Raw genomic sequence first — 13,538 nt, forward strand, 5'->3', positions numbered from 1 at the left:
CATTTTATTTACGCAATTCACAAATTAAAACAGTGCTAGTCACGATGAAGACGTCAAATCTCTTACTTCAGTTACAGTTAGACACCTAGGCTAAATCAGCACCATTAGTCTTAATAACCTTCTTGTACCAGTCAAAGGACTTCTTCTTGTAGCGATTAAAAGTGCCTTTACCTTCGTCGTCTTCGTCAACATAGATAAAGCCGTAACGCTTAGACATTTCTCCAGTTGAAGCACTGACTAAATCAATACAGCCCCATGGTGTGTAACCCATTACGTCAGCACCATCAGCAATTGCTTCTGAAATGGCTTCAACGTGTTCACGCAAGTAATCGATACGATAGTCATCAGCTACATAATGATTTTCATCAGGTTGATCAACCGCACCCAAACCGTTTTCAACAATGAACAATGGCTTTTCATAACGGTCTGATAACTCGTTAAGAGCAATTCTTAAACCAGTTGGGTCAATTTGCCAGCCCCATTCACTTGACTTCAAGAATGGATTCTTAACGCCTCCCATTAAGTTGCCATTAACTTCTTCATGGTTTTCATGCGTAACATCAACAACAGAAGACATATAGTAGCTAAAACCGATATAGTCAACTGGGTATTTTGCCAATAAGTCAAGTTCATCTTCAGTACAATCAAGGTCGCTTAGCTTAACGCCTTTGCTGGCTAGCAAGCTTTCGGTATACGCAGGATAATGACCCCTTACTTGAACATCAGCGCAGAAGAAGTTATTTGCTTGATTATTCTTTAAAGTAGCTAGTTGGTTAGTCGGATCTGAATCAAAACTATAAGTTGTAGCATAGATTATCATGCAGCCAATTTTTAAGTTGGCATCTAATTCATGCCCAATTTTTACTGCTTTGGCGCTAGCAACAAATTGATTGTGCCAAGCTTGGAAGACATTCTTCTTATCATTTGCCCCATTGCTTGCAGTTAGGCCTTGGCTCATGATTGGAAAATGGGCGGCACTGTTAATTTCGTTAAAAGTCATCCAGTATTTAACTTTGCTATGGTAACGTGTCAGCACAGTCCGAGCAAAGCGTTCATAGAAGTCAATTAACTTCTTATTCTTCCAACCACCATATTCCTTAATGAGATTTAATGGCAGTTCGTAGTGTGAAATGGTGATTACTGGTTCAATGTCATTTTTCAAGCACTCATCAATTACAGCATCATAGAATTCGAGCCCAGCTTCATTAGGTTTTTCTTCATCGCCCTTTGGAAAAATCCGGGACCAAGCGATTGACATTCGATAACACTTAAAGCCCATTTCCGCAAACAGCGCAATGTCTTCTTTGAAACGATGATAATGATCAATTCCGACATGATTTGGATAAACTTTATTTGCATCAATAGTGAAATCAAAATCAGGTGAAGCAACAATTTTCATTCGGTCTTTACCACCAGGTAACACATCAGGAAGTGATAAGCCTTTACCACCGTCTTGATAAGCACCTTCTAGTTGGTTAGCAGCAGTAGCTCCGCCCCACAAAAAACCTTCGGGAAAATTATTCGTTTTCATAAAATAGCTTCCTTTCTTTTCTTACTATTCTAAGTCAAGTAGTTCGTCACCAATTGAGACATTACCACTGGCAATTACATTAACCTTGTGATAATTATTGGCATTAGTAACAATTATTGGAGTTGTAACTTCGTAGCCGGCTTTCTTAATGGCTTCCAAATCAAACTCGATGAGCGGATCACCTGCTTTAACAGTTTGACCCTTCTCTACTAATATTTTAAAGCCTTTGCCGTCTAATTCAACTGTGTCCATACCAATATGAATCATCACTTCAGCACCTTTAGTTGATTTCAAGCCGATAGCATGTCCTGTTGGGAAAGTCATCGCAATTTCACAGTCAAATGGTGAGCATACTTTACCGTCTTTAGGGTCAATAGCAACACCTTGTCCCATTGAACCACTTGAAAATACTTCGTCTTTTACATCTTTTAATGGAACAATTTCACCATTTAACGGTGCAACTAGTTTTTCGGCTTCATTGTATGAAGCTTCAGCAGCTGGAACTACAGTTTCAGCTGCTATTTTTTCATTACCTTCGTTTGCTGGGGTATCAGCATTGGCAAGAGCAACTTGCTCATCAAGAGGTTCGTCAACTGATTTACGGCCAAAGATCATTTGAAGAACAAAACCAAGCACAGTTGCAACAACCATGGCAATGATTAAGCCATATACTGATCTATCTACTCCAGCTTTACCAATTACACCAGGTATTGAGAAAATACCCATTCCGGCCATCATGTAGAGTTTTGTACCAAAGAAACCGATTAAGCCACCACCGATTGCAGAAGCAATACAGCTGATAACAAATGGTCTCTTTCGTGGCAAGGTAATACCGTAAATTGCTGGTTCAGTAACACCAAATATTCCAGAAACAAAGGCCGGAATAGCAACACTACGAGTCTTTTCGTTCTTGGTTTGGAAAATAATTGCTAAAACAACACCGGTTTGCGCAAATGACGCAGCAAGTGACAAGCCAACAATTGGATCATAACCTAAGGCAGCAATGTTGGTCATCATGACTGCAACAAAGCCCCAGTGAACGCCGAAAATTACAAATACTTGCCAGAAGGCACCCATCAAAATACCAGCTAGAGTTGGGCTGAAATTGTAAACTGCACTTATGGCAGCAGCAATAATGTTACCAGCCCAAGTAGCAACAGGTCCGATTATTAAGAAAGTAATTGGAACTGTAATTAGTAAAACTACAAATGGCGCTAAGAAGGTTTTAACCACATCTGGAATGTACTTTCGTGCTATCTTATTTACCTTTGAAGCAAACCAAATTGCAATAATAATCGGAATAACAGAAGAAGTATAGTTCATTGAAATAACTGGAATGCCCAAGAAAGTCATATGAACTGGTGCTTGCAAAATAGTGCCTTTAAACACTGTAAACAAAGCTGTCTTGCTACCTGCCATTGCCACAATAGATGGGTAGCAAAGTGCTGCCCCAATTGTTGCTCCTAGATAACTATCAAGACCAAATTTCTTAGCTGATGAAATACCTAAAATAACTGGTAAGAAGTAGAATAAACTGTCGCCGATTGCATTTAAGATAGTGTATGTTCCGCTAGTAGCTGATACCCAGCCAAAGGCTACGAACATTGCATTAAAGCCTTTAATCATACCAGCCGCACACAATGTTCCCAGAAGTGGGCTAAAAATTCCAGAAATCAGGTCAATAAATTTATCTGATAAACTCATATTACTGGTATCAACGTAGTCATCGGGAACTTCACCGCCATCACCAAAACCACCGATTTTAATGAGCGTATCGTAAACATCAGAAACATGATTACCAATGACAACTTGATATTGTCCACCAGATTTAACTAATGAGATAACACCGTCCGTTGCTCTCATTTTCTCATCATTTGCTTTTGAAGTATCCTTCAATTTAAAACGCAAACGGGTTGTACAATGTACCACGCTAGCTACATTTTCTTTACCACCAACATTGGCGATAATCTCGCGACTTAATTCTTCGTAAGCCATCTTTTCCTCCATAAATTACAAAACCCGGGAACATAAAGAAAATTTCCTACATTAAATAATGCAATCTGATTTTCTTTATGTTCTCGGGTTAATGCCTGCTAAAAACAGTAACACACCGTTTAAACTTTTTAATTATTTGCTGACTGAATTCTGCTTTGAATCACCACTGTTTTGTCTGTGCGTTACTCGCCAGACATGAAGTGTTAAATAAACCTCATCATCAGGTTGCAGTTTCCAACCAGCTTGATCATATAAATAAGTGCCAATTTTCAAAACGGTCTCGTATGCTCTTTTGTACTTTACTTTCATTAACTCCAGTAAAGAATTATCAAGCTCGCTGCCACCACCATCACCAATTTCGTAAATATGACGTACCATAAACGAACGCAAATGAGTAATGAATCGATTAAAATTAAACGACTCAGTATCAAGCTGCATTCCGTATTGGTACTCAATAATCTGAATTACACCACGAATTAGTTTGGTAATTTTAATTGTGTCTTGAAGTTTAGTCTGATTAGAACTTGCATTGATGAAGTGATATGTTAAATACACCGTTTCTGATGTTGGAAAAACTAAATTTGTTTTTTCTTCAATCAGTTTCAATGCGCTTTTGGCAGCAGAATACTCCTTCGGAAACAGTTTATCCATTTCCCAGCCAAGTGTATCCTGACCTAATTCAAACCCCTCATCGGTTCTTTTCAGCATAAAGTCAATGTGATCAGCTAGAACCAGATACTGGTAATCGGAAAATTTTACGTTCAGCCGCTTTGAAACTAAGTTGATTACGTCAGTAGTCAGCGATAATGTACGCGTATCAAGATCGCTAACACTTTCAATCATCTCAATGTTCTTTTCAACCGCTACGAAGCGGCGAGTAATTTTCTCTTCGTCAATTAAATCGCCAGGCTTTTTCCCGAATCCAATTCCATTTCCAATTACTACCCAATCAACACCAGATTCATCCGACACCAAAGCAGCATTATTGTTAAAATTTTTGATAAATTTCACTCAGCGTACTCCTTCTTTTCAATAAAAAAACCTATGACCAACGCTAATCGCTTGTTGTTCATAGGTTAATGCCTGATCGAATCAGTAACACACTTATTTACATTTATGATTATAAATCAGTATTTAAGCGATTTCAATACTTATTTAATTATTTTTTGTCTGCATTTCTTTTATTACAAATAATTGAGCTTTAGCCAAATTTGTATTTAAATATAGGAAGAAATAAAAATTTCATCAAATAAGGGGCTATCTTAATGGCTAAAGAAAATCATTCGTTGAAACATAAAATATGGGCTACTATTAGCGTCATTTTTTTCGGAGCACTTTTTTATTTAGGTGTCACTTTAATCTTTTTTGGTTCAGGATTTGGCAGCTCATATCTTGTACAACAAAACGCCGATCAAGCAACTTCTCAGCTTACCGCTAAGAAGGCTGATGAAAATAAAAAACGCAAGACTACCTATGATGCCAGCAAAACAAAGTCTATCAGTACATCTAGAGTCTTACGCTCCAGACAAATTAAAGCGTATGCTATCGGCCGAATTTCAATTCCAGCAGTTAACATTCATAATCCACTATTTGCTGGATACGGTGACCGAAATCAAAACCTTGAATATGGTGTTGTCACTTGTTTGCCCGACCGAGTAATGGGTGGCAAAAACAATTATGTTTTAGCTGGTCATTATATGGGATCATACGGACCGGCAGTTTTGGACAACTTACATCTCGCAAAAACCGGCGACATGATATATGTTACTGATCTACATCATATTTATGCATATGAAACCAAAAGCATTTCTTTTGCGGTTAAGCCTACTCAAGTTGAAGTCGAAAACAATATTCAAGACAAAAGCATGATTACCTTAATTACTTGCTCAGATTTCAACACCTCCAAGTACGGCTATGGTCAACATCGGACCGTTGTTCAAGGAGACTTAGTCAGCAAAGTTAAAGCAACAAAGAAAAATCTTCAAGCGATGGAATTAACTGATAAAACTAGTTCAACTAAAAAGCACAATGTTTCTTTACCAGCTAAAAACGGACACAAGACGGTCAAGAAAGCCGAACAGATCCGTTCAGAAGCAAAGCCGCGCTTTTTTCAAGACATGAATATCATCAAAGTAGTAATCATTGGTTTCAACCTTATTTTTCTATTAATTATAGTTTGGCGATTAGTAACTATTTGGCTCTCGCGGAAATAGCCATTACTTCCGTACTACTGAAGTATTAATGATGGAAAATCAAAAAAAGCAATTACCAAAAATAACTTATAACTATTAATGCGCCTACTTCGTTGTCAATAACTGAAGTGGCGCTTTTTAATGAAACAAATTATAAAAACCACATAATATTGGAGAGTCTAACCGCCATTAAAAGCAACCAAATAAACTATTTGGTTGCTTTTAATTCAAATCGATTATTTGATCAAATTGTCTTTCAATTTCAGGTCGTAAATGGTGTGAAATATAGACCAAAGTTACACCTTTTTAATCAAGCGAACTCTGTTCGATTTTCTGACCACCTTTTTCGTCAATCGCTGATGTGATTTTGGCTCATTCAATAGTTGCCGTGCTAAAGCAATACTTCAAAGCTTTAATTTATTTTTTGCAAATATACCCTTTTTTTCTTCTTAGAAAATTAGCCTCACATAAATAACACACTAACTATTAATCATAACTTACTGGGAATTTATCTGATTTATAACCAAGTTAGAGCTTAGCTATTTATAGTAGCGACACAGATTGTTCTGCTATATTTCTTCCTTTAAAGATAACAATTAACAGTTTTTAATTGGCAAAAGTGGCTCGTTTAATTACTTTCTTACTTCTTTAAACACTTTTTAGGAAAAAGTTGTATTATTATATTCATTTTATTTTTGTTAATTCTTGCAGTTAATAAATAAATTAAACATATAAGATCGCTGTTGCAACGGGAAAAATCATCCGCTACAGTCTTTGTTCGTTACACAAATGTTAATTCGTCTAAAATGTTGTTTTAACAGGCTTTTCAGTCACAGCACTACCATAATTACATATGTTATGCCTGCTTTTAAAATAACAATGGGTTAAAAAATTGTCGGTTATTCTATTATTACAGCAAGCTGCTTCTTTTTTAAATAACACCAATCTTCTTTACCTACTTCTAAATACTCCCTTTACTATTAATTTATACTACACTTTCTTGAGCCGGCGTGATAAAATATATGTAGTATAAAGTTGATTCATATGATTAGACATGTTTAACTAATCTGGAAATTATGAAATAAAGTATATAAAATGAGTAGACAAGCACATATATTAGAAAATAGCAAAAGATTATTGTTAAGTGCTGTTGGTATCGTTGCTTTATGCGCGATACCAGCTAATGTTAAGTCGGCAGTAGTATATGCGACTCCCATAAACCGCGTAGCTAATAAGAAAGCTGCTACCAAAACACTTGGGTTGAAAGCTAGTTCTACAACAAAATTAGCCGATAGAAAAACCTATATTTCTGCATCTCCAAGTACGAAAAAAAAGACTAAACCGCAATCGGCAATAACCGCTTCAGAAACATTAGTATTAAATGCTGCCTCAGATAAAATTGGTGATTTAACAACTGCCGAAAAGCCAGCTACTTTTGTAACAGCTCATTATCAAGATCGAACTGGCAAGACCTTAGCTCCAGACAAAATTCTAACTGGAAAGCCCGGTGAAAGATATGCAACTTCTGCTATCAATATTCACAGGTATGTTCTCGCTACTGTTCCAGCAAATGCAACTGGAACTTTTACTGTTGAGAATCAAAATGTTATCTATACCTACGATATAAAAGGAGCAATTGTTGATCAAGATTCGATTGCTATTGGTGTTAATGAAAAGAAAATTCCGGTTGTAGCTAGCAGTTCCGACCTAGAAAACTCGGGTGCTGCTGCAAAGAGTAAAGCTAGCATCACTACTCACAGTGTAACTAGTGAAGAAAATAACCATAAAGCTAATTTTACTGCCAATAAACTTCCTCAGACTAACAATAGTGCAAAAATTCAGCCTACAATATTAGGGCTTGGTTCTTTATCACTATTTGGAAGCCTGTTAGGCGCATGGCGTATCCGAAAAAAATAGATTAGTTAGAATTTTATTTTAGACTCAAGAGTTTATCGCTAACAATAGTATTTAATCAGTAATCAAATTAGCTAAAAGTTAATCCAAAGGCACTCTACTTCAGTAAATGAAAAGAGTGCCTTTTATAATATACTTAATTAGGCTTTTTATTACGTAACTCCTTTTTTGCGCAAACTATAAATAAATACTAAAATTAACTTACTATCTTTTACAAACGAGGCAAACTCATGGGACTTAACAAACCGCTTTTATTTGCACTTAGTGCAACACCAGCAGGACCTAGAAATTTAATTACAGATGTTCCTGGCATCACCATTGGTCATAAAACCATTATCACCGACCGTCTTAGAACAGGAGTAACAGCAGTTCTGCCTTGCCAGGATAATATTTTTCGTCACAAAATGCCGGCTGCCTGCCATGTTATTAATGGCTTTGGAAAAAGCACAGGACTAGTACAAATTGACGAGCTTGGTACAATTGAAACTCCAATTGTTTTAACTAATACTTTAAGCGTAGGAACCGCAACAACAGCGCTTGTTAAAAGGATGCTTGATGAAAATCCTGAAATTGGCCTTTCAACCGGTAGCGTTAACCCTACAGTTATGGAATGCAATGATAGTAGTATTAACCACATTCGTGATCTTGGCGTAACTGAAAAAGATGTCAACAATGCTTTTGCTGCTGCGTCAACCACTTTTGAAGAAGGTAGCGTAGGCGCCGGAACCGGGATGCGTTGCTACGAACTTAAAGGGGGAATCGGATCAGCTTCACGACAGGTTAAGATTGATGACAAGACTTTTACTATGGGAGCCCTAGTAATGTCAAACTTTGGCTTGAGTGCTGATCTTAACATATATGGCCATGCTATTGGCAAAAAGATTGTTGAAAATAAAGACAATACAGAAAAAGGCAGCATTATCACCATAATCGCAACTGACATCCCCTTCAATTCTCGTCAATTAAAACGAATCGCAAAGCGCTCTAGTATTGGTATTACTCGTAGTGGCTCTTTTAGCGGCAATGGTAGCGGTGAAATTACCTTAGCATTTTCTACTGCAAATCGCGTTAGCCATTTCCCTAAACACGAATTGAGTTATATTCAGGCGATTACTGATGACAAAATCGATAAATATTTCAGAATTACAGTTGATATCGTTAACGAAGCCATTCTTAGTTCCTTGGTTCATAGTAAAACAACTCCGGATCGTGATGGCAAACCAATTTTAGGTTTATCAGATGCTTTAACTAAGCTTGGACCTGACAAAGATGCGCTAGCTCTGCGAATGGAATTAGGAGTTTAAAAAATAATAAAGCTCGTGAATTAGCAAACTAACCCACGAGCTTTTAATTAAACTATTTTTTAAGAAATATCTACACCGCCATTAATTCGGTTAAGAAAGCTAGTTCCATTTTGTGGCATTTCTACGCCAAAGAACTCAGAACCTGTCGCACCAATATCTGATAAAGATGTTCTTTCACCAACATATTTATGATGAACATTTTCCTTATAGATTAGCAGTGGAACCTTTTCTCTAGTATGTTGGGCATAGCCAATTGTTGGATCATCACCATGATCGGCCATAACAATTAAAATATCATCACCCGTAAATAACTGCTCAGCAGCTGGTAACCGTCTATTCACAGTTTCAAGAACATCAGCATAATGATCCGTATCTTCTGAGTGCCCGGCAAGATCAGTTTCTTGAATATTCATAAAAATTAATCCATTATCAATTTCCTTGGCCTGCTCTATAAATTGATCAAATAAGTAGTTACTGTCTACCCCCGGAAACCTTCTTTCCGTATTACCCCTAACAATATCAGATGCTTTACCAATTAAGGCAACATCAATACCGTGGCTGATTAAAATACTTGCTAGTTGAACTTTTGGATCAATGCCATAGCCTAGATGAACTACATGATAGTTTTTCTTATAAACACCAGATTCCGGAGCCGAGATACCAACATAGTTTTTATTTTTTATATGTCGAGCATTGAGTATATTATCAATGGATACATCGCTACCTCCAAAAGCAATAACCCTAGACACTTTAACTACTTTTCGTACAGATTCCCCAAGTTTGGTAATCTCGTCAAATGTCATTTTATCTAGCGTCGCAGTCACATTGTATACTTGTCCTGGATCTGCTTCTAGATTATCTGCTACTGTCGCGCAATTATTAACAACTAAAATTTGTAAACCTGGATCACCATATCGCTTAACAGAAAAGCCATCTTCTTTTACTTGCTTTTCTACTTTATCAATAACTTCATTGAAAGGTTGAAGCAAAGGCATCGGTGGATTAGTTCCCATAATTTCTTGATGTCCTAAATAAGAGTCTGCTCCATGGTGTTTTAGTAAAGCTGTTCCCCAATTAGCATCAGCTGCAAAAATATGTCTACCTCTTTCAACACCAATTGCATTCATTAAACCCAGTCTTTCAAGATTTGGAATATCAATATTGGGTTCAGCTTTAATTATATTTAACGCCGTATTGGATCCAATGTCGTGAGGACGTACTTTAGGTACATCTTCCATTGCTCCAACACCAAATCCATCCAAAACGATCACACCAAATTTACTCATTATATTATCTCCTTTGGCATTAGCTTTCCCTGACTGTCATAAAATCCTAATAATGTAGGGTTGCCTGATTGCACTCCATCTGCGATAGCAATTACGCTTCTTGTAACAAAAATCTGAGTTCTGAAATCAGTAATAACTGTAGAGCCTTCAGGGTATGAACTGTTCAACTCTAAGTAATAATCAATGCTTCCATCATCAAACGGGAGTACAGTACTTTTATACTTTTGCTCACCATCAAAGATTAGAGCGTGCGACAAATGGCCTCTCCTATAGTATCCCCCACCGTAGAAATACCCCCGATCTTTGAAATTATGCGATATTTCACTTACATAGCAGTAAGCCGGAATTTCCGGTTGCTTTGTTATTGCATGCAGTGGTGTAGTACCTGATAATCCGTGCCCAGGCTCACCTTCATTACCCCCTAATTTTTTAATTAGGGGAATAGAAGCCGAACAAGTTGCTGAAGGCAAACTTACAACTTTTAAAGGATAATCATGATTCTTAAATATCTTTTTTACTTCTTCAACCGTTTTAATATTAGAAGTAGGCTCAATTTGTTCACTTTTGTCATTAAATAGCAATGCTGGAAAACAGGTAATTCCAACTAATTCTATATTTTGCAACTTAGTTATTTGGGCAAAATTTTTGTCAAATTCTTCTATAGTTAGACCACCAACTTGACCTGGATATAATTCGTCATTATTACCAATGATTTTTAAAAGGATTTTTTGTCTTATATCAAGTTCTTCGGCAACTTGATTAATGTACTGCAAATTACTTAACGAGTATACAGTGACGTATTTTGTTCCATAAGCTAAGACTTTTTTTACAAAGTGTCTAGGCATTTGAACCAAATTGCCAACATTTCCAATATGCAAATTATTATGCATAAAAACTTCTGCTTCCCTATAATCCACAACCACAGCAGATTGCATACCTGCTTTTTCGATTGCCTTAGCTATAACTGGATTACGTCCAAATTGCTTGGTCATATATAGCATTTCAACATCATTTTCTTTTGCAACTTGAACCATTTTTTTCGTGTTATTTTTAATAGCTTCAAGATCAATAACATAAGTATCAGGTAAAATCTTACCGTTTTTATGTAGCTTTACGGCATATTCAATTAGTTTAGGATTATATTTTTCAAGAGAAGGTAAAAACATTACCTAACCTCCTTCATACATCTTTTTAGAATATTAATAATAGTGTCTGGTCCTGTTCTGTATGGATTAATTCGAATAGTATTATCAAGTAGCGTAGGGTCATAAGCCTTAAACGTGCCAGAAACACGATAAATCATCGGAGCAATTTCGTATTTCGACTCTGCTCCAATTGGGTTAGGCACGCCACCATACTTAACAACATGCTTTAGAACCTCTTTGGCAATTGGCTTTTCAAACTCAACTAATAGTACTTTCGACTGAGCATTTGCAATATAGGCCCTCTTGATTCCGGGAATCTCCTTATTGTTAAGTCTTTCCCTCAATTCTGTAACAACCCGAGCCTGATTTGCCAATGCAACCGGTGCATAAACTAAGCCTCTCAGAACATCCAAAGCTTCATGGCCCTGAACTTGCAAACCCCCTGAATAATTTTCCTTTCGCAGTATGTCTAAGTACTTCTTCTTGCCAACAATACAGCCTATCCCTTCGGGCCCTAATAACTTAAACGTAGAAAAGCAACTCAAATCTGCACCGAGTTCTACGCCAATCTTACGCACCTTCATAACTGCATAGTTATCATCTGTAATAATCGGCATTTTTTCACTGTAATATTTTCTTAATATTTTCAATACATAACCCATGTCATAAGAGTCGTCTGGTTTTTGTCTTGTATATTGAACTAAAATTCCGTCGATGTCATTTGGCAAGCTAACAGTATCAATATTGTTAAAATTGACTTCTTTTCTTTTAATACCCATCATATCTAATGAAACTTTAGTTGTTGGATAAACAGGAGCCTGATGAATTAACAAGGTTTCTCCGGACTTCATAGCAGAATGAATAGCGTTTCTAATAGCTCCCGTTCCGGAACCTCTTACAAGCATCGCTTCTTCTACATCAAAGAACTTAGCTATAACTTCTTCAGCTTTTTTTGTAAAGCGAGGTTCATTTAATCCAGGAATAACCCCCAAATCTCCTCTAGTTATAATTTCATCGCCATGAAAAACTTTAGTAATAGCGTCAACAAGTTTCCATTGTTTTTGTAGTGCTTCGTCCAAAGAAATGCTCTCTAACGGATATGTTTTAAACTCTGTCATTCCACTCTCCTCCAAAAATCCTTTTTGGATTATCAATCAACATTTTTTGAATAGATTCTTCAGACACTCCGCCTTTTCTTAGCTTTGGTAGGAAAACATCAAGAAGATATGCATAGCCATTACCACCGTTAGCTTTTAAATGAGATTTCCTAGTAATGTCCATCGATAATACTACTTGATTTGAAAATCCTTTGTCTTGTGCTGCTTTAATGATTTCGACTCTTTTTTCATCTGACATGTAATTGTTTTTACCAATCGTATCAATTTCAACATTTATTCCAGTTTTTAACATATCTAAAACATAATTTGGGTCTCCAGTTAAATCAACGTGTCCAATGATAATTTTTGTCAAATTTGCGTGTTCTCTTTCGAAAAAGTTTACCTGTTCATGACCTAAAGTGCCATTTGACGTATGAGTCATAATTGGCGTGCGAGTTTCATTACTAGCAATAACTGCTGCTTTAAAAACCTTTTCTTCTTGTTCAGTCCATTGGTTTTTCGTAGTTGCAATTTCACCAATAACTCCAGCTTTTATATTTGTATTTTTAATTCCTAAGGTTATATCCTTAATCATCATTTCAGCTAAAAAAGTCACAGATGATCGATATACTTCTATTGGTAAATATGCCGACTGATACCAACCAGTTGCTTGAACAATATTAATTCCTGTTTCATCCGCAACTTTTTGAGCGTATTCAATATTTCTTCCTAATCCTCTGCATGTTGCCTCAATAATATTCCTAACGCCTTTTTCATACAGGTCTTTAAATTCATTTATTACCAAATCTTGAGAGTCAAGCAACGTGTCCTCATTTTCAGTAACTTCTGAACGATCAATTGGAATATGCTCATGTGCATATGTAATCCCAGATTTTAAGTTTATCATTTTATTTCCTCAAAATAGTCTTTCAAATTTAATAGCACTAAGACACTTATAACATTTAAACAAGCAAGCACTTTACATAGTAGGTTCTTTACTTTTTATTAGTAATCGAATACTATTTGCCCTAAATATCAAGAATCATTCTATTGCAAGTATTAACGGTACAGACC

The 13,538-nt window shown here is 36.4% G+C and carries 10 protein-coding genes; 3 read left to right on the forward strand and 7 right to left on the reverse strand.

Translation table 11 applies throughout. The annotated features are described in order from the left end of the window. Positions 1 to 85: 85 nt before the first annotated feature. From AC2JF9_RS04670 to AC2JF9_RS04680, 3 genes are all read right to left on the reverse strand, one after another. Complete coding sequence (locus AC2JF9_RS04670; RefSeq protein WP_500725629.1) at positions 86 to 1,531, reverse strand: glycoside hydrolase family 1 protein; 1,446 nt, start codon at positions 1,529 to 1,531, stop codon at positions 86 to 88. Positions 1,532 to 1,555: 24 nt separating this feature from the next. Then, positions 1,556 to 3,526, reverse strand: coding sequence for a beta-glucoside-specific PTS transporter subunit IIABC (locus tag AC2JF9_RS04675; protein ID WP_500725630.1), 1,971 nt, complete (start codon positions 3,524 to 3,526; stop codon positions 1,556 to 1,558). Between the two features lie 132 nt (positions 3,527 to 3,658). Next, a complete protein-coding gene (locus AC2JF9_RS04680; RefSeq protein ID WP_500725631.1) occupies positions 3,659 to 4,537 on the reverse strand; it encodes a PRD domain-containing protein in 879 nt (292 codons plus the stop codon). Positions 4,538 to 4,791: 254 nt separating this feature from the next. Between AC2JF9_RS04680 and AC2JF9_RS04685 the strand changes: the two genes are divergently transcribed. The 3 genes from AC2JF9_RS04685 to AC2JF9_RS04695 all read left to right on the forward strand — a co-directional run bounded on the left by AC2JF9_RS04685 (position 4,792) and on the right by AC2JF9_RS04695 (position 8,936). Continuing rightward, a complete protein-coding gene (locus AC2JF9_RS04685) occupies positions 4,792 to 5,739 on the forward strand; it encodes a class A sortase (RefSeq protein WP_500725632.1) in 948 nt (315 codons plus the stop codon). Between the two features lie 1,074 nt (positions 5,740 to 6,813). After that, positions 6,814 to 7,635 (forward strand): MucBP domain-containing protein, encoded by an 822-nt coding sequence (locus AC2JF9_RS04690; protein ID WP_500725633.1) that lies wholly within the window; start codon positions 6,814 to 6,816, stop codon positions 7,633 to 7,635. 227 nt (positions 7,636 to 7,862) lie between these two features. Then, complete coding sequence (locus AC2JF9_RS04695; RefSeq protein ID WP_500725634.1) at positions 7,863 to 8,936, forward strand: P1 family peptidase; 1,074 nt, start codon at positions 7,863 to 7,865, stop codon at positions 8,934 to 8,936. 59 nt (positions 8,937 to 8,995) lie between these two features. On the opposite strand, the gene AC2JF9_RS04700 is transcribed toward AC2JF9_RS04695, so the two are convergent. From AC2JF9_RS04700 to AC2JF9_RS04715, 4 genes are read right to left on the reverse strand one after another with little or no spacing between them, the layout of a single operon-like run. Continuing rightward, positions 8,996 to 10,222, reverse strand: a complete 1,227-nt coding sequence (locus tag AC2JF9_RS04700) for a phosphopentomutase (protein WP_500725635.1) — start codon at positions 10,220 to 10,222, stop codon at positions 8,996 to 8,998. Next, positions 10,222 to 11,388 (reverse strand): alanine racemase, encoded by a 1,167-nt coding sequence (locus AC2JF9_RS04705; RefSeq protein ID WP_500725636.1) that lies wholly within the window; start codon positions 11,386 to 11,388, stop codon positions 10,222 to 10,224. The genes AC2JF9_RS04700 and AC2JF9_RS04705 overlap by 1 nt, the downstream gene beginning before the upstream one ends. Further along, positions 11,388 to 12,485 carry an aminotransferase class V-fold PLP-dependent enzyme gene (locus AC2JF9_RS04710; protein WP_500725637.1) on the reverse strand — a complete coding sequence of 366 codons (1,098 nt, stop codon included), beginning with the start codon at positions 12,483 to 12,485 and terminating at the stop codon, positions 11,388 to 11,390. The genes AC2JF9_RS04705 and AC2JF9_RS04710 overlap by 1 nt, the downstream gene beginning before the upstream one ends. After that, positions 12,472 to 13,371, reverse strand: a complete 900-nt coding sequence (locus AC2JF9_RS04715) for a phosphotriesterase family protein (protein WP_500725638.1) — start codon at positions 13,369 to 13,371, stop codon at positions 12,472 to 12,474. Before AC2JF9_RS04715 ends, AC2JF9_RS04710 begins: the two co-directional genes overlap by 14 nt. Positions 13,372 to 13,538: the final 167 nt, after the last annotated feature.

The organism is Lactobacillus sp. C449L (genome assembly GCF_059900815.1).